This window comes from Nocardiopsis prasina DSM 43845, assembly GCF_000341265.1.
In the GTDB taxonomy this organism is placed as follows: domain Bacteria; phylum Actinomycetota; class Actinomycetes; order Streptosporangiales; family Streptosporangiaceae; genus Nocardiopsis; species Nocardiopsis prasina.
Genome location: NZ_ANAE01000209.1, coordinates 1 through 17,258 on the forward strand (window position 1 = coordinate 1; position 17,258 = coordinate 17,258).

Below are 17,258 nucleotides of genomic sequence, written 5' to 3' on the forward strand. Positions count from 1 at the left end.
CCCTGAGGTACAGGGGGTGTGGACGTGCACCTGTGTGCTGCCTTGGGTTGCGCGGGGTGTGAAGCTTCGCCGTGCGCTGTAGTAACCCGCACGGCGCCGCTTTCTCAGACACAGCGGGGTACAGAGGTGCAGGTACGCGCTCCGCTGGGTCGCGCGGGTTGGCCGTAGAGCGGTGGGCGGCGCCCGGACGGCAGGGGTTTTTACCAGTGCTGGGGACACGCATCTCTAGAACACACCAGTAGTCCTGGGGGGTGGCCCGTGTCCGTACTTGGCCCTGAACTACCAGACGTGCACCGCTCTACTCATCCGCCAAGTGCGGTGCGGGCACAGCACCATCCACCCACCCCGCCCTGAATAAAACGAGAAACCCCAAGGGGTACGGTTGAACCCGCACCCGACCGCCTTTAGCTAATGGGAAAAACGGGTTGGCCGTAGAAAGGCCGCGCCACAGCAACCACAACCGCAGAACCCACAGCAAACAGCAACCCAGGCCTGTGGAACCCGCCCACCCACAGCAACCCCAGCCCTAGAACCCACCCCCACAACCCCACCCACCACAACCCCACCCCCACAACCCCACCCACCGCAACCACAACCCCCACCTCAACCTGATCGCCGCAGGCGCCAGGCCCGGGGCTGCTCCTCCTCGTGCGGCACGTCCAGTTGCGCGAAGCGCGCACGCACCCGAGCTCCGCCCAGCTTGCCGCGCTCCAGATGGACGGTGCCGCCGGTGGCCTCCACCGCGTGCCGGACGATGTCCAGCCCCAGCCCGGTCGATCCGCCGCCGCTCGTACCGCGCCGCAGCGCCGCCGTGGGATCGGCGAACCCCGGACCTCCGTCCTCCACCAGCAGCGTCACCCATCCCGCGTGCTCCACCACCGCCACGGCGAACGGCCGGTCCGCGGGCGTGTACCGGAAGACGTTGCCCACCAGCGAGTCCAGGACCGCCGCGCACTCCTCCGAGGAGAGCGCCACCCGGCAGGGGGTGTCCGGCAGCTCCAGGGTGACCTCGCGGCCCTGGTCGTTGGCGAGCATCGACCAGAATCCCATGCGGTCCACCACGGCCTCGGACAGGTCGCATGCGCGCTCGACCTCCGGGCCTGCCGCGTGGGGGCGCACGTCGCGGATGATGGCGTCCACGTCCCGTTCCAGCGCGCTGATCGCGCCCCTGATCCGCTCGCCCTCGGGGCCGGGGAGCGGTTCGGCGTCCAACCTGAGCGCCGTCAGTGGGGTGCGCAGCCGGTGCGAGACGTCGGCGGCCATTTCGCGTTCCTTCGTCAACAGCCCCTGGACGCGTTCCCCGATCGCGTTGATGGACTCGCCGAGCACCACCAGGTCACGGGGGCCGTGTACGCGTATCCGGGCGTTCAGCCTCCCCTCACCGATCTCCACGGCCGTGTCCGCCAGAGCGCGCAGCGCACGCCGGGCCGGTCTGCTCAGCCGGTCCGTGATCAGCACCGCGCCGAGCACCACGAGCACCGCGATCACCACCAGGCCGCCCAGGACCGGTCCCAGGCCGCGAACCGCCTCCCCGCGGGGCTGGTACACCTCCACCACGGACGGTTCGGCGCCCGAACCCCGGGGGTCGGCCACCGCCAACAGGTACGCGGTGCCCTGCTCGGCCGGGACCTGGCTCCGGGAACCCGCCCCGGTGCGCCGCATCTCGGCCACGTCGGCGTCACCGGCACGGCTGGCCCCCACGGTGCCGCCGTCGGACAGGTGCACCGTGAGATGCCCCCGGGCCCCGGCCGAGGTCGAGGCCACCACGCGCCGCAGCAGCGCGGGTTCGGGGCTCACCTCCGCCACCGAGGCGACCGCTTCGGCCTGCGACCAGACCTGCTCCTCGGCCCTCTCGTGTGCCTCCCACCAGGCCCACGCTCCCGTCACTCCGAGCATCACCACCGCGACCATGACCGTCGCGAGGGTGACGGCGCGGGCCAGCAGCCTCCTCACACCGGTTCCACCAGCTTGAGCCCCACACCCCGCACGGTGTGGAGGTAGCGGGGCCGGCTCGCGCTCTCCCCGAGCTTGCGGCGCAGCCACGACATGTGCACGTCGATGGTCTGGTCGTGACCCACGAACGGGTGCTGGTGCCAGACGGCCTCCACGAGCTCACGGCGGCTCACCACCCGGCCCGTGTGCTCGGCCAGGTAGGCCAACAGGTCGAACTCCCGCCGCGACAGCTCCAGGGGGGTGCCCGCCAGTGACGCCTGCCGCCGTGTCAGACTGATCGACAACTCGCCCACGGTCAGCTCGCCGGGGTCGGCCGCGCCCGCCGAGGCCCGGCCGGACCTGCGCAGCAGCGCGTTCATCCGCGCGGCCAGCTGGGTGCTGGAGAAGGGTTTGACCACGTAGTCGTCGGCACCGTCGTTGAGCAGGCGCACTATCGACTGTTCGTCTCCGCGCGCCGTCGCCACGATCACTGGGACGTCGCTGTGACCGCGTAACATCCGCAGCGCCGCCGCGCCGTCCAGGTCAGGGAGCCCCAGATCCAGAATGACCAGGTCAGGTTCATGCCGGGCGGCCTCGCGCAGGGCGTCCAGGGCGGTGCCCACGGGCAGCACCACGTGCCCCAGACCGCTCAGCGCCCGAACCAGGGCGCCCCGCACCATCTGGTCGTCCTCGACCAGCAAGACCGTTGCCATGCGCACACGTTAACCAATGTTGCACCTTCACACGAGTCCGGCTGCGGCCCGTGATCAGGAGGAACGCCACTGTGACCGGAAGGCCCGTGGACGGCGCGGTTTAAGTCGAACGAGACGCTGCGTTAAGGCTTCCTTAGGGAGCCCGACACTACTGTCGTCACACATCGCCGGTGGTGGTGCGCGTCACAGGGACGCGTGACCCGAAACCGCCGGCCGGACGGCTGCCGGGCACCAGCGTGCCCGTCCCACGGAGGATGTCGTGGCGGAAATCGTGATCGACGGCCTGGGCAAGGTCTACGCGGACGGAACCCGCGCGGTCACCGACCTCTCCCTCGACATCCAGGACGGGGAGTTCCTGGTGCTGGTCGGCCCCTCCGGTTGCGGCAAGACCACCGCGCTGCGGATGGTCGCGGGGCTGGAGGCGATCAGTGAGGGCACCGTTCGCATCGGCGACCAGGTCGTCAACGACGTCCCCGCCCGCGACCGGGACGTGGCGATGGTCTTCCAGTCCTACGCCCTCTATCCGCACCTGAACATCTTCGAGAACATCGCGTTCGGGCTGCGACTGCGCAAGGTGCCCAAGGCGGAGATCGACCGCCGCGTCGGCGAGGTCGCCCGCGTCCTCGAACTGGAGGAACACCTCACCCGCAAACCGGGCAACCTCTCCGGCGGCCAGCGCCAGCGGGTGGCGATGGGCCGTGCGATCGTCCGCGAACCCCGGGCGTTCCTGATGGACGAACCCCTGTCCAACCTGGACGCCAAACTCCGAGTGCAGATGCGTGCCCAGATCGCCCGCATCCAGCGCGACCTGGGCGTCACCACGGTCTACGTCACCCACGACCAGACCGAGGCGATGACCCTGGGCGACCGGGTGGCCGTGATGAAGCGGGGCGTCCTCCAGCAGGTCGGCCCGCCGCAGGAGATGTACGACCACCCCCGCAACCTGTTCGTCGCCGGATTCGTCGGCTCGCCCGGCATGAACCTCATCTGCGTCGAACTCCACGAGGACGACGGCCGGTTCCACGTCCGGATCGGCGACCAACGCCTGGACCTGCCCGACAGCCTCATGCACCGGCGCCCCGCGCTGCGCGGCTACGCCGGGGCCAAGGTCGTCGTGGGCATCCGCCCCGAGGACATGGAGGACGCCGAGATCGTCGGCGGCACCGAGGGGGCCACGCTCACCTCGGTCGCCGACCTGGTCGAGGCCATGGGCTCGGACGTCCTCGTGCACTTCCCGCTTGACGCGGCCCCCGTCGTCACCGAGGACACCCGTGAACTCGCCCGTGACGCCGGCACCGACGAGACCCTTCCCGCGACCGACGAGGGCGTCGTCCTCGTCGGCCGCTTCAGCCCCCGCACCCACGTGTACGAGGGCCAGACCATCACGGTGGCGGTCGACACCGAACGCCTCCAGTTCTTCGAGCCCGCCACCGGCACCGCCATCCACGATTCCTGAGGAGCGTCCCCCATGTCAGCGCGCACTTCCCGCCACGGCGGCCACCGTACCCACCGCACCAGAATCCTCGGCGGAGCCGCCGCCGCGCTCGGCCTCACCCTGGCCGCCACCGCCTGCGGCGGCGGCTCCACCACGGCCTCCGGTGCCGACCTCGACGGCCAGACCCTCGAGGTCGTCGGCCCCTGGGCCGGTGACGAGCAGGTCGCCTTCGAGCAGGTCGTCTCGATCTTCGAGAAGCAGACCGGCGCCACCGTCTCCTACAGCGGCGCCGGTGACGACCTCCAGACCGTCCTCCAGACCCGTATCCAGGGCGGCGACGAGCCCGACGTCGCGCTCATCCCGCAGGCCGGGCTCATCGAGCACTTCGCCGCCGAGGACGTCCTGGTCCCGCTCACCGACGACGTCGTCCAGACCGTCGACGAGAACATGGCCGGGGCGTGGGCGGACATCGGATCGGTCGGCGACACCCCCTACGGCGTCTACCTCAAGGTCGCCAACAAGTCCCTGGTCTGGTACAACGACGACCTCTTCGCCGAGACCGGAGCCGCGCCGCCGGAGAACTGGGAGGAGTTCGTCGAACTCTCCGACAATCTCTCGGACGTCGGCATCAGCCCGCTGTCCGTCGCCGGCGCGGACGGCTGGGTCCTCACCGACTGGTTCGAGAACGTCTACCTCCAGACGGCGGGCCCGGAGATGTACGACCAGCTGGCCACGCACGAGATCCCGTGGACGGACCCGTCCGTCGAGGTGGCCCTGGAGACCCTGGCCGAGGTGTGGGGCCAGGAGCAGCTCATGCTGGGCGGCGGCAGCGGCAGCCTCCAGACCGACTTCCCCACCTCCGTCGTGAACGTCTACAGCGACGACCCCGACGCCGCCATGGTGGTGGGCGCCGACTTCATCGGCGGGGTCGTCTCCGCCAGCACCAACTCCGTCGTCGGCGAGACCGCGCAGGTCTTCCCCTTCCCCAGCATCGCCGGTGAGGGCGACGCCGTGGTCGTGGCCGGAGACGCCGCCGTCGCCATGAGCGACAGCGAGGCCACCATGGAGCTCCTGCGCTTCCTCGCCTCCGAGGAGGCCGCGGCCGAGTGGGCGTCCATCGGTGGGTTCCTCTCGCCGAACATGCACCTGACCGCCGACGACTACGCCGACCCGGTCCTGGGTCAGGTCGCCGAGCAGATCATCGACGCCGGTGACAGCGTCCGCTTCGACCTCTCCGACCTCCAGCCCGCCGCGTTCGGCGCCACCGTCGGCGACGGCATGTGGCAGACCCTCCAGGACTTCCTGGCCGACCCCTCCGACGTCGAGGGCACCATGGAGCGCCTCGAAGCCGAGGCCGCCCGGGCCCACGGGAACTAGACGGAGCCCGCACACATGACCTCCAACGACACCGGGGCCGCCGACGTCGCGGCCCGCGCGGACGGGACCCCGCCCGGGAAGCCGGGGAAGCGGTCCAGCGGGCCGCCCGACGGCAGCCGCCCGGGTTGGCGGCGCCTGTTCGGCCCGGCCACCCTGTTCCTGCTGCCCGCCCTGCTCTTCCTCGGGGTGTTCCTGGCCTACCCGGCCGCCTACTCCGTGGTGCGCAGCTTCTTCGACGCCTCCGGTTCGCAGTTCGTCGGTCTCGACAACTACGGCCGGATGTTCACCGACGACCGCACGCTCACCGCCATCCGCAACACCGGCATCTGGGTCCTGGTCGCCCCCGCCCTGGTCACCGGGCTGGGACTGGTCTTCGCGGTGCTCACCGAGCGCGTGCGCTGGGCCACGGCCTTCCGGATCCTGCTGTTCATGCCCATGGCGATCTCCCTCTTCGCCTCCGGCATCATCTTCCGGCTGGTCTACGACGAGAACCCCGACCGCGGCGTCGTCAACGCCGCCGTGGTGACCGTGCACGACACGTTCGCCTCGCCCTCGGAGTACCCCGGGGCGCGGCCGCGCGGGGAGGAACTCGACACCGACCCCTCGCTGGGCGGGTTCACCTCCACCCAGGCGTACGCGCCGGGTGACACGGTCGCCCTGCCGCTGGTGGGCATCCGGCCCGGGGAGGTGCCCGAGCAGGCGACCCAGGCCACCGATCCCGCGTCCTCCGGGGACACCATCGAGGGCGTGGTGTGGCTGGACGTGGCCCTCGGCGGCGACGCCGGAACCATCGACGACGGCGAGAACGGGCTGCCCCGCATGATGGTCGACGCCCTCCGGGACGGCCAGGTGGTGGCCAGCACCACCTCCGGCGACGACGGCCGCTTCACCCTCACGGGCCTGGAGCCGGGGGAGTACGAGATCCACCTGGCGGCGGACAACTTCACCGAGTCCTTCCGCGGCCTGACCTGGCTGGGCCCCACGCTGATCACCCCCGTGATCATCTCCTCGTGGGTGTGGATCATGACCGGTTTCGCCATCACGTTCATCGCCGCCGGCCTGGCCGCCATCCCCAGGGACGCCCTGGAGGCCGCCCGGGTGGACGGTGCCACCGAGTGGCAGGTGTTCCGCAAGATCACCATCCCGCTCCTGGGACCGCTGCTGCTCGTGGTGTTCGTGACCCTGATGATCAACGTCCTGAAGATCTTCGACCTCGTGTTCGTGATCGCCCCGGGATCGGTCCAGGCCGACGCCAGCGTGGTCGCCCTCCAGATGTGGCAGGTGTCCTTCGGCGCGGGCGGCAACCAGGGACTGGGCAGCGCCCTCGTGGTCCTCCTCCTGGTCCTGGTCCTGCCGATCATGTACTTCAACATCCGCCGTTTCCGACGGGAGCGCTCGTGACCGCCACGCCCCAGAAGTCGCCCTCCGTCGTCGAGGTGTCGGTCTCCGGCGCGCCGCGCCGGGGACTGGCGTCCCGGCTCGTCTCCAAGCTGGGCTCGGGCACCCTCCAGGTGGCGCTGACCCTGGTCGCGCTGTTCTGGATGGTGCCGGTCATCGGCCTGCTGCTGGTGTCGCTGCGTTCGGAGGCCGACAACACCAACAGCGGCTGGTGGACGGCGCTGCTCAAACCCACCGAGCTCACGCTGGACAACTACCGGTCGTTGGTCGACAACGACGTCCTCGTGCAGTCGTTCCTCAACACCGTCTACATCTCGGTCCCGTCGACCCTGCTGGTCGTGGGCATCGGGGCGCTGGCCGCCTACGCGCTGGTGTGGATGGACTTCCCCGGCCGCGACTGGATCATGGTGGCGGTGGTCGGCCTGCTGGTGCTGCCCATCCAGGCGGCCCTCATCCCCATCTCGCAGCTGTACGGCGCCCTGGGGATCTTCGGTTCCATCTTCGGCGCGATCCTGTTCCACGTGGCCTTCGGGCTTCCGTTCGCGGTGTTCCTGCTGCGCAACTTCTTCGTGAACATCCCGCGCGACCTGCTGGAGGCGGCGCGGATGGACGGCGCCAGCGAGTGGCGGATCTTCCGCCGGGTCGTGCTCCCGGTGGCCCGCCCGGCGCTGGCCTCGCTCGCGGTCTTCCAGTTCCTGTGGGTGTGGAACGACATGCTGGTCGCGCTGGTGTTCACCAACCCGGACTCCGCCCCGCTCACCGTGGCGCTGCGTTCGCAGCTGCGCCAGTTCGGCACCAACATCGACGTGCTGGCCTCGGGGGCCTTCCTGTCCATGCTGGTTCCGCTGCTGGTCTTCTTCGCCTTCCAGCGCCACTTCGTCCAGGGGGTGTTCGCGGGCTCCGGGAAGTAGCCCGAGCAACCCCTCGATCCACCCACGATGGCGCCTTCAGCGTCGCCGGGCCCCGCGGACCACGCCTCCGCGGGGCCCTCGCGTTCCCGGGGGGGGCGGGGGGCGGGACAGTCACCCCGACCAGGTGTCCATCACCGTGGCGGGCCGTTCGCCCCCACGGGCGGCCGTCTCCCGCCGATCCCAACGCAGGGCAGGTGTCAGCGGGGCGGCAGCTCCGGGGCGCGCTCCCCGGCCATCCACAGACCCAGGGCGTGCCGGTCCACCAGGACCATCCCGGCCCCGGCCTCACGCGCGGCCTCCCTGGTGTACCCGTTCGAGGCGACGAACATCCCGAGGTAGCCCTGGTGGCCCCCGGCCAGCGCCCCAAGGAAGGCCCGCACCTCGTTGGGCGGCACGGGCTTGCGCCAGCGCTTGCACTGCACGGCCAGCGGCCTGCCGTCGGGGGTCTGCGCCCGCAGGTCCACGCCCCCGTCCGAGGCGCCGCCGACCACCGCCACCCGGGTGTATCCGTTGGTGCGCAGCAGCAGCGCCACGTGGTGTTCGAACTCCGTCCCGGTCATGGTGTCGATCCCCGCGATCCCCGTCCGCGCGACGATCCACCGTTCCCTGGCCAGGCGGGCACGGGACCACGCCCACCAGCCCAGGCCGGTCGCCGCGACCACGGCCACCAGGCCGCCGACCAGCCACAGACCCGGACTGTCGGCGTTGTCGAACACCCACCCGAACGCCAGGAGGAGGGCGATCGCCGCCAGCGGCAGCGAGCCCCGCAGCCTCCGCGCCCATCGCCGCCGTCCGCGCCGACGCTGTCGCACACTCACGCTTCTCCCTGGGGGGTGGGGGACATACCGGGGCACATCATTGCACGGGGTGATCGCCCTCCTCCACACGGTGACCCCACCCGGCCAGCCCGGCCCGACGAGCGCGGACCGGACCGTCTCCGGTCGCTGCGACAATGTCCCAGTCGCGGTTTCGCACACGGGGGTGCGGGACCGGCCACGAGGACACGGGGGTGCGGCGGTGGCCGAGCGCAGGGCTCTGGATCTGGACGCTCTCGCGGTCAGTGACCGCTTCCGGCTGTTCAACTTCACCCGTCGCGACGACCACGTCACCTACCTGTGGATCCTGCGTTCGGTGGACCGCCTGCGCGAGGTCCACCAGGTCCAAGTCGGGGCGGACGAGGTCGAGGCCACTCTGCGCGAACTCGCCGCGGCCCACACCGAGGCGCCGGAGGTCCCCGCCCAGGGGCTGCGCCACCGGCTCGACGAACTCGCTTCGGACGGGGTGCTGCACCGCTTCGACGACGCCTCCCGCGCGGGCACCCTGGCCAGCTACCGCAACCGGCAGTCCGTGTATCAGTTCAGCGAACTCGGATACCGCGCCTACCACGCGGTCGAGAACCTCCTGGGCGCCCGAGTGGAGGACGTCAACCTCTCCCGCCTGGTCTTCTCCGACGTCCTGGAGGACCTCGGCGCGCTCGCAGAGGCCAACCGCACCGGACGGGTCGAGGACGTCTACCGCCGTCTGTCCCGACTGGACACGGTGATGGAGGACATGGGACGGCGCTCCGCCCAGTTCCACGTCACCCTCGGGGAGATCCTGCGTTCCACCGAGGCGTCCTCCGAGGTGTTCCTGCGCCACAAGAACGCCCTCCTCGTCCACATGTCCGACTTCATGGCGGAGCTGGACCGCTACCTGCCCCGCCTGGACAGGGCCGTCCACGAGGTCGAGGCCACCGGCCTGACCACCCTGCTCTCCCGCGCCGCCGAGGCCGACGAACGCCTCTTCATGGACCGGACCGAACGCCTGGAGGACTGGTCCCGCCGCTGGTGGGCGGTGCGCGCCTGGTTCGCCTCCGAGAGCGGCGCGCCCACCCGCGCCGCCGAACTCGGGCAGGCCACCCGTTCCGCCGTCTCCGGGGTCGTGGCCCTCCTGCGGCAGATCACCGAGGCCCAGCGCGGCGGCGTGAACCGCTCCACCCAGCTGCGCCACCTCGCAGCCTGGGTGTTCGACACCCCCGACGACGGGTCCGCCCACGCCCTCATGGGCGCCGCGTTCAACACCCGCTCCGCCCGCCACCTCGGTGTGGCCCACGAGGACGGCGACGAGTTCGCGCCCACCGACTCCTGGCACGACGCCGCCGGAGTCGAGGTGTCGGTGACCCTGTTCCGCAGCGACCGCTCGCCCACCCACGGGGTCCCCAAACCGGTCCGCAGGGACACCGGAGCCCGCTCCGAACTGCGCCGACGCCAGTCCGAGGACCGCGAGGCCGAACGCGCCTCCGCCGCGCGCCTGATCAGTGAGGGCGCCCACCAGCGCGTCCTCGACGAGAGCGACACCAAGGTGCTGCTGCGTCTGGTCACCAAGGCCCTGGAATCGCGCTCGGTGTCGTACGCGAAACGGGACACGTCACCTGCGGTCGTCGGCCTGCTGAAGTCCGCGACCGCCGACGACGCGGGCACCCTCATCAAGCTGATCCGCGACGAACGGGGCAGTAGCGTGCTCACCTCGCAGGGCCGGATCCACCTCCCCGGCTTCCGGGTGGAACTCGCCCCCCGCGCCGCCCGGACGAGCACCCGGAAGGGGAACCGATGACCCGGCACACCCGGCCCCGTGTCGAGACCGTCGACCTCGGCTCCTACCAGCAGGCCGTCCGCAAGGTCCTCACCTGTGACGTCATCACCGCGTCGCGGCCGCGCCCCGGCGTGCTGGACCAGGTCCTGTACTGGGCCGACGAGATGACCGAGGACCTGCGCGCCCTGTTCGGGTACACCCTCGTGGCCACCACCGACCACGTCCGCCTGGTCCGCGAACTCGACCTGCTCGACCCCACCCAGCGCCAGGAGTTCGCCCGCAAGGGCAGGCCCTTCGACCGCCGCCGCCTGGCCTACCTGTGCCTGCTCCTGGCCGCCTTCCAGCGCTCACAGGTCGAGATCAGCCTCGGCGACCTCGTCCGGGGGTTCACCCCCTCGGCCAACGAGATCGAGGGCCTGGGCTACGACCCCACCGACTCCACCCACAAGGCCGCGCTGGTCGACGTCGCCCACTGGCTGCTGGACCGGGGCGCCCTCCACCTGTCGGACGGCTCCGTCGAGGCGTGGGCCCGCGGTGGTGACCAGGGGGACGCGCTCTTCGACATCGACCACGAGATCTGCGAGGTCCTCTTCCGGCCCACGCGCCCCATCCAGCACCTGAACAGCGCCTCCGGCCTGCTCAGCGACCCGCTCGGACCGGACGCCCCGCGCGAACGCGCCGCCCAGCGCGCCCGCCGCCTGCTGCTGGAGTACCCGGTGGTGTACTACGCGGACGTCGAACCCGAGGTGGCCGCCGCCCTGCGCGGCAGGGGACCCGCCGAGGAGGTGGCCCGCCTCACCGGAACCAAGCTGGAACGCCGCGCCGAGGGCGTCCTGTTGGCGGACGCCTCCGGCACCTTCACCGACCGCGCCTTCCCGGGCCGCGGCGGCGCCGTCACCCGCACCGCCGGGCTGCTGCTGGCCCAGATCGCCACCCACTTCGAGGAGTCCTGGGCGGCGCTGGGCCACCTGACCGCCCCCGGCCCCCTGCACGAGCACCCCGAGCTGGTCGCCCGGATCGACGCCGGGGTTCCCCGGGAGGGCGTCGTCACCGAGCTGGCCTGGGCCGAGACGGACCGGACCACGACGGTGGCCGAGCCCGCATCGCTGCCGCTGGTGGAGCGCGAACGCCTGGAGGACATGGTCGCCGACCTCTTCGAGGAGTTCGGCGCCGCCTCCTTCACCGCGACCTGGCAGCAGGACCCGCACGGCCTGCTCGACGCCGCCCTGGCCCTGCTCACCGACCTGGACCTGGTCAGACCGCTACCGGGCGGGGTCCTGGTCACCCCCGCCGCGCTGCGCTACCGCAACATCCGGGGCGCCCTGCCCGAACGCCCCGACACCGGACTGCTGCCGTTCGGCCCGATCGAACCGGCCGACGAACCGGCTGACGAGCCACCCCCGACCGACCCCGACGACACGCCCCCCGCCCCGCCCGAGACCGAAGGAACCGAGGAAACCGCGCCATGACCCGCAGGAGCGACCGCTTCCGGCCCAGCAGGGCCGGAGTCGTCAACGTCTGGGACTACGTCGACGAGGAGTTCGCCTTCGCGGACGGCCGCCTCGTCCTGCGCGGCCACAACGGGTCGGGCAAGACCAAGGCGCTGGAGGTGCTGTTCCCCTTCGTCCTGGACGGCTACACCGACGCCCGCAGGCTCGACCCCTTCAGCGGCCAGAACCGCACCATGAAGTCCAATCTGCTGTACCGGGGCGACGAGTCCAACCACGGCTACGTGTGGATGGAGTTCGCTCGCGCCGCCGACGGCGACGACAAGGGGACCGAGACCGTCACCCTGGTCATCGGCATGCGCGCGCACCGCCACCGCGACGGCGTCAACCCCTCCTTCTTCGTCACCGACCAGCGCCTGGGCGTGGACTTCGGGCTGCTCTCCACGGACGGGCGCCCGCTCACCGAACGCCAGCTCAAGGCCGCCCTCGGCGAGACGGCGCACCACGCCACCGCCGCCGACTACCGCCGGGCCGTCGACGCGCGCCTGTTCGGGCTGGGGGAGCGCTACGTCCAGCTCCTGGACCTCCTGCTGGCTCTGCGCCGCCCCCTCCTGGCCAAGGACCTGGACCCGGAGAAGGTCTCGCACACCCTCACCGGCGGGCTCAGCCCCCTGGACGACGCCCTCGTCGACCAGGCAGCCCGGGACTTCGCCAACCTCGCCGCCGTGCAGCGCCGCTTCGCCAGCGCCACCGCCGCCCACGAGGCCGCCCGCACCTTCACCGGCGTCTACGCCGACTACCTGACCGCTAACGCCCGGCACCGCCTGTCCAGGGTGGCGGGCGCCACTGAGCAGGCCGACACCCACGCGCGCACCGTCGCCGAGGCGGCCGAAGAGCTCGACCGCGCCACCGCCGCGCGGGACCAGGCCCGCGAGAGCGTCACCGAACTGGCCGAGGACGCCGCGCGCCTGGATGCCCAGTGCGCGGTCCTGCGCCAGCACGAGACCCTGCGAGACCAGCAGGCCCTCCAGGTCAGGAGGGAGGGCAACGACAAGCTCGCCCGTCAGATCGCCACCGGCCAGGCACGCGTGGCGGCCCAGGAGGAGGAGATCTCCCGCCTGAGCGGTGAGGCCGCCCGGGTCGCCGAACGGGTCGGACACGAGCGGGCCCTGGCCGAGCGGCTGCGCACCGAACTCACGGCCGCCGCCGAAGGGTCCGGGATCGTCCACGACGCCGAGGGGGATGCGGACACCGGCGACGACCTGCCCGAGACCGCCAGGGCCAGGGCCAGCGCCCGTCTCGACGACGTCCGGGCCGTTCGCGAACAGCTCGCCGCCCAGGACCGCGCCGAGGACGGCCGGACGCGCGCCGAGACCACCGCCGCCCGGGCCGAGGACACCCTCTCCGGGCAGGAGGAGGCGTGCGCCGAAGCCGAGGAGGAGCTCGCCGGACTCCGCCGCGCCACCACCGAGGCCCTGGACGTGTGGTCCGCGCGGTGGGAGATCGCCGGGCCGGAGACCCTCGCGGCCCTGCGGGAGACCGTGGAACGCTACGGGGAGGCGGGCACCCCCACCCTCGCGCAGGTGTTCAACGAACACCTGCACGACCAGCAGGTGCGGGCCGCCACCAAGGCCAACGCCCTGGAGTCCGAACAGACCAGCCTGGGCGAGGAGCTGGCCTCCGCTCGCCGCGAACGCGACCACATCGCCGCCGAACGCGACGACGCGCCACCGGCCGACCCCCTGCGCCCCGCCCCGCGCGACGAGCGTCCCGGAGCGCCGCTCTGGCAGCTGGTCCGCTTCGCCGACCACCTCTCCGACGACCACGGCGCCGCCGTCGAGGGAGCCCTGCACGCCGCCGGGCTGCTCACCGCCTGGATCCACCCCGAGCCCGAGCAGACCCGCCGGGCCCTGGAACTCGGCGAAGCGGACGCCTACCTGCTGCCCGGTACTCGGGAGACCACCGCAACGACCCTCGCCGACGTCCTCGTCCCCGAGACCCAGGACCATGTCCCCACGGACACCATCGCCAGCGTCCTGGCCTCGATCCCCTTCGGTGAGGCTGAACCCCCCGCCGACCTCGGGGTGGACACGGGCGCCCGTTTCCGGCTGGGCCCGCTCACCGGCGCCCACCCCAAATCCGCCGCCGAGTTCATCGGCGCCACCAACCGCGCCCAGCGACGCCGGGAACGCCTGGCCGCCCAGGACGCCCGCATCGCCGACCTCTCCACGCGGCACACCGAACTGGGCGAACGGCTCGCCCGCGCCCACGAACTCCTCAAGGACTTCGACCGCGCCCGAGCGGACCTGCCCGACGCCACGGGCGTGGCCAGGGCACTGCGCGCCCTCGAACGCCACTCCACCCTCCTGACGTCGGCCCGCTCCGCCCGGGCGGAGGCCCGACGCGACCTCGACGCCGCCATCGCCCAGGTCGACGCCGAACGCCGCCAGGTCCGCGCCACCGCCGCCGAGCGCGCCATGCCCACGCGACGGGAGGACGTCGACGCCGTCGCGGTCGCGGCGCAGACCTTCCAGGACACCGCCCGGAAGCTGCACACCACCCGTGCGGACATCGCCGAGTACCAGAACGACCTCACCGGGCGCCAGGACACCGTCACCCGGCTGACCGAGGCGCTCGAGGGCGACCGCGCCGAACTCGACCGGAGCCGCGGCGACCACCAGCGCGAGGCCGAGGAACTGGCGACCCTGGAGGCGTCCGTCGACGCCCCGGCCCGTGAACTCCTCGACCAGCTGGAGCGGGCCCAGGGGGAGCTCCGCGACGTCCAGGCGCGCAAGGCGAAGGCCGAGCAGGAGGCCGCCCGAGAACACGACCTCGCCGTGCGCTCCGAGACCCTCCGCGACAGCGGTCGGCAGTCCCTCGCCCGGGAGCTGACCACCCTCTTCGAGCACGCCGCCGCCTTCTCCGGACTCACCCAGCCCACCGTGCGCGAGATCGTCGGTGTCCAGGCCACCGGCACCTGGCCGCTGCCCGACCAGTGGCCCGACCCCGAGGAAGCAGCACGGACCCTGCTCACCGGCGAGGCCACCACCGTCCGCGAGGTCCTGCCCGGCGCTGCCGCCACCCTGCTCGACGCCTTCACCGAGGCGGTCGGTGGCAAGGAGGTCGGCGACACCGAACTCAGGAACGCCGGAAACCGCATGTCCCAGGCCCTGCGTACCTTCCAGGAGGCGCTCGGCGGTGACGCCGAGGGGTACCGGGTGGACCACGAGGTGGGCCCCAGCGGCCTGGTCACCGTGCACGTCAACGACGAGAACGGCCGCAACCCCGTCTCCTCCTTCGCCCGATCCGTGGCCGAACGGGTCGAGGAACAGGGCGCGCTCCTGCGCGAGGAGGAGCAAGGAGTCCTGGAGGACGAGCTCCTCGGCGGGATCGCCCAGCAGGTCCACGACCGCGTCCGCGCCGCCAAGCAGCTGGTCCGCGCCATGGACCGCGACACCCGCGCCCGGCCCATGTCCTCCGGCACCCGGGTGGGCATCCGGTGGTCGCGCTCCGACGGTCTCTCCGAGCCGCAGCGCCTGGCCACCGAACTCGTGCGGCGCGACGGCGCCGGGCTCGGCCCCCGAGGGTTGGGGGAGCTCCGGGGCGTGCTTCGACGCATGATCCGCGACTACCACGCCACCCACCCCCGGGCCAGCCACAAGCAGGTCCTGGCGGCGGTCCTGGACTACCGCGACTGGTACCGGTTCGAGCTGCGCCTAGCCGAGCCCGGCAAGGACGAGGTCACGCTCACCAAGAACAAGCACGAGCAGATGTCCGGCGGCGAGAAGTCCGCCGCCATCCACCTGCCCCTGTTCGCGGCGGCCAACGCCCTGTACTCCTCGGCGGCGCCCACCTGCCCCCGCGTCGTCGCCCTGGACGAGGCCTTCGCGGGCATCGACGACCGCTACAAGCCCGAACTCATGGGCCTGACCGTGACCTTCGACCTGGACATGTTCATGACCGGCCACGACCTGTGGGTGCATTACGACACCGTGCCCATGGCCGCGCACTACGACATGCACCACGACAAGGCCAGCCACACCGTCTCGGCCCTGCTCATGCTCTGGGACGGCGAGCAGACCCTGGACGCGGACGCCGGATTCGCCGGAAACGAGGAACTCGCCGCGGAACTCCTCGGCATCACCCCCACCCGCTACGTGCCCCAGCCCACGGAGGGGACGCTCCTGGAGGAATCAGCGTGAGCGCGCACGACGACCTGGAGGTCTTCCGGAGCTCCCGGCTCCGGTCCCTGTTGGCCCGGACCCGCGATGTGCTGGCGAAGCGCGACGGCGAGCTCTCTGGGATGTTCACGCTCAAGGACCTGGACGAACAGGACGTCCGCAACATCTGTGGCTTCCTCGGCACAGAACCCGGAAATCGGCCCGACCAGGTGAAGGTCCGCCTGGAGCACTTCGACACCGTCGTCCGCGACGGCTACGGACTCGATCTGCTGGAGCTCTTCGACGCACTTGGGGAGCCGGTGCGCTTTCGGAGCCAGGCACGGCGCGAAGCCGAGGACCTGCGTGAGCGGATCCTCGCCCCCGCGCTCGCCAGTCCCCTCCACGACCAGCAGTGGTTCCGTTCCTGGCTCGAGCACCGGGACACCCGGTCCGCGATCACTCAGCGGGTCACCGCCAAGGACACCGAGAGCCTCGCGCACGTCGTCCAGGTCCTGGAGGCCGTGGAGGCCCACGGCGCTCTGCCCGCAGGTTCGGGCACCGCGCCGCTGCTGCTCCAGAAGTTGGCGGTGGACGCCACCGGGGACACCAAGGCGCTCAACAACAGGACCGCGCTTTCCAGGCTCGTGCTCCCCGCCCTGGCCGCGCGGCGCGGGACCACACGCCCCGACGAGAAGGACGCGGAGGAGAACCGCGCCCTGTGGGAGGAGAACGACGTCGTCCAGGACGACCTCGCCAGCCGCGTCCTGGTGCTCAACCTCCCGGCGGAGGGCGCCGTGCTCGGCGCGTGGCTGACCGAGGCGGCCGACCACGGGGTCCCGCTCCAGGTCACACTGCACCAGCTCGTCCGCTTCCCACCGGTACCCACCGCGCGGGTGATCCACGTGTGCGAGAACCCGGCGGTACTCCGGAAGGCGGCCGAGGACCTGGGTGCGGCATCGGCGCCGCTGATCTGCACCGAGGGCTGGCCCTCCGCGGCCTTCCACCGGATCGCCTCCGCCTCGGTCACCGCCGGGGCCCGCCTGCGCTACCACGGGGACTTCGACTGGGCCGGGATGCACATCGCCGAACGCGTCATGGAGAGGTACGGCGCTGATCCCTGGCGCATGTCCGCCGTCGACTACCTCGGACACGTACGCACCGAGTCCCCCGAGCTCAGGGGGAGGGAACGCGCCACCCCCTGGGACCCCGCCCTCGCCGTGGCCATGCGGGAGCGCGGCCGGGTGGTCTTCGAGGAGTCAGTGGACTCCGCCCTGCTGGAGGACCTGACGGCCCGGTGACCCCGGTGGACGAAT

Annotated in this window: 11 protein-coding genes; 8 read left to right on the plus strand and 3 right to left on the minus strand. The window is 71.9% G+C overall.

The window, feature by feature from the left end; genetic code table 11:
* Positions 1-603: 603 nt before the first annotated feature.
* Together D452_RS0125795 and D452_RS0125800 are read right to left on the minus strand one after the other, a co-directional pair.
* Positions 604-1,953: a sensor histidine kinase gene (locus tag D452_RS0125795; protein WP_017547023.1), complete on the minus strand. Its 1,350-nt coding sequence runs from the start codon at positions 1,951-1,953 to the stop codon at positions 604-606.
* A complete protein-coding gene (locus D452_RS0125800) occupies positions 1,950-2,645 on the minus strand; it encodes a response regulator transcription factor (RefSeq protein ID WP_026129686.1) in 696 nt (231 codons plus the stop codon). The genes D452_RS0125795 and D452_RS0125800 overlap by 4 nt, the downstream gene beginning before the upstream one ends.
* Positions 2,646-2,904: 259 nt before the next feature.
* Between D452_RS0125800 and D452_RS0125805 the strand changes: the two genes are divergently transcribed.
* Genes D452_RS0125805 through D452_RS0125820 form a run of 4 tightly spaced genes read left to right on the plus strand, consistent with a single transcriptional unit; the run spans position 2,905 to position 7,766 of the window.
* Positions 2,905-4,101, plus strand: a complete 1,197-nt coding sequence (locus D452_RS0125805; RefSeq protein ID WP_017547025.1) for an ABC transporter ATP-binding protein — start codon at positions 2,905-2,907, stop codon at positions 4,099-4,101.
* Between the two features lie 12 nt (positions 4,102-4,113).
* Entirely contained in the window at positions 4,114-5,457 is a 1,344-nt protein-coding gene (locus D452_RS0125810) for an ABC transporter substrate-binding protein (protein ID WP_017547026.1), read from the plus strand.
* A gap of 15 nt (positions 5,458-5,472) precedes the next feature.
* On the plus strand, positions 5,473-6,858 hold the full coding sequence (locus tag D452_RS0125815; RefSeq protein WP_017547027.1) for an ABC transporter permease: 1,386 nt from the start codon (positions 5,473-5,475) through the stop codon (positions 6,856-6,858).
* Entirely contained in the window at positions 6,855-7,766 is a 912-nt protein-coding gene (locus D452_RS0125820; RefSeq protein ID WP_017547028.1) for a carbohydrate ABC transporter permease, read from the plus strand. The genes D452_RS0125815 and D452_RS0125820 overlap by 4 nt, the downstream gene beginning before the upstream one ends.
* 197 nt (positions 7,767-7,963) lie before the next feature.
* Here D452_RS0125820 and D452_RS0125825 read toward each other — a convergent pair whose 3' ends face one another.
* Positions 7,964-8,578: a restriction endonuclease gene (locus D452_RS0125825; RefSeq protein WP_017547029.1), complete on the minus strand. Its 615-nt coding sequence runs from the start codon at positions 8,576-8,578 to the stop codon at positions 7,964-7,966.
* Between the two features lie 205 nt (positions 8,579-8,783).
* Here D452_RS0125825 and D452_RS0125830 point away from each other — a divergent pair, with 205 nt between their 5' ends.
* The 4 genes from D452_RS0125830 to D452_RS29010 are packed head-to-tail and all read left to right on the plus strand — an operon-like array spanning position 8,784 to position 17,243.
* On the plus strand, positions 8,784-10,358 hold the full coding sequence (locus D452_RS0125830; protein WP_017547030.1) for a TIGR02677 family protein: 1,575 nt from the start codon (positions 8,784-8,786) through the stop codon (positions 10,356-10,358).
* Positions 10,355-11,806, plus strand: a complete 1,452-nt coding sequence (locus D452_RS0125835) for a DUF2398 family protein (protein WP_017547031.1) — start codon at positions 10,355-10,357, stop codon at positions 11,804-11,806. The genes D452_RS0125830 and D452_RS0125835 overlap by 4 nt, the downstream gene beginning before the upstream one ends.
* The gene (locus D452_RS0125840; protein ID WP_017547032.1) at positions 11,803-15,987 is read left to right on the plus strand and encodes a TIGR02680 family protein; all 4,185 of its coding nucleotides are present in this window, start codon (positions 11,803-11,805) and stop codon (positions 15,985-15,987) included. Before D452_RS0125835 ends, D452_RS0125840 begins: the two co-directional genes overlap by 4 nt.
* Positions 15,984-17,243 carry a TIGR02679 family protein gene (locus D452_RS29010; RefSeq protein WP_017547033.1) on the plus strand — a complete coding sequence of 420 codons (1,260 nt, stop codon included), beginning with the start codon at positions 15,984-15,986 and terminating at the stop codon, positions 17,241-17,243. The genes D452_RS0125840 and D452_RS29010 overlap by 4 nt, the downstream gene beginning before the upstream one ends.
* Positions 17,244-17,258 lie beyond the last annotated feature (15 nt).

Bases quoted from the DNA above. Each gene is read 5' to 3' on its own strand.
- D452_RS0125800 (WP_026129686.1), bottom strand. From the start codon at position 2,645: ATGGCAACGGTCTTGCTGGTCGAGGACGACCAGATGGTGCGGGGCGCC.
- D452_RS0125810 (WP_017547026.1), top strand. From the start codon at position 4,114: ATGTCAGCGCGCACTTCCCGCCACGGCGGCCACCGTACCCACCGCACC.
- D452_RS0125815 (WP_017547027.1), top strand. From the start codon at position 5,473: ATGACCTCCAACGACACCGGGGCCGCCGACGTCGCGGCCCGCGCGGAC.
- D452_RS0125835 (WP_017547031.1), top strand. From the start codon at position 10,355: ATGACCCGGCACACCCGGCCCCGTGTCGAGACCGTCGACCTCGGCTCC.
- D452_RS0125840 (WP_017547032.1), top strand. From the start codon at position 11,803: ATGACCCGCAGGAGCGACCGCTTCCGGCCCAGCAGGGCCGGAGTCGTC.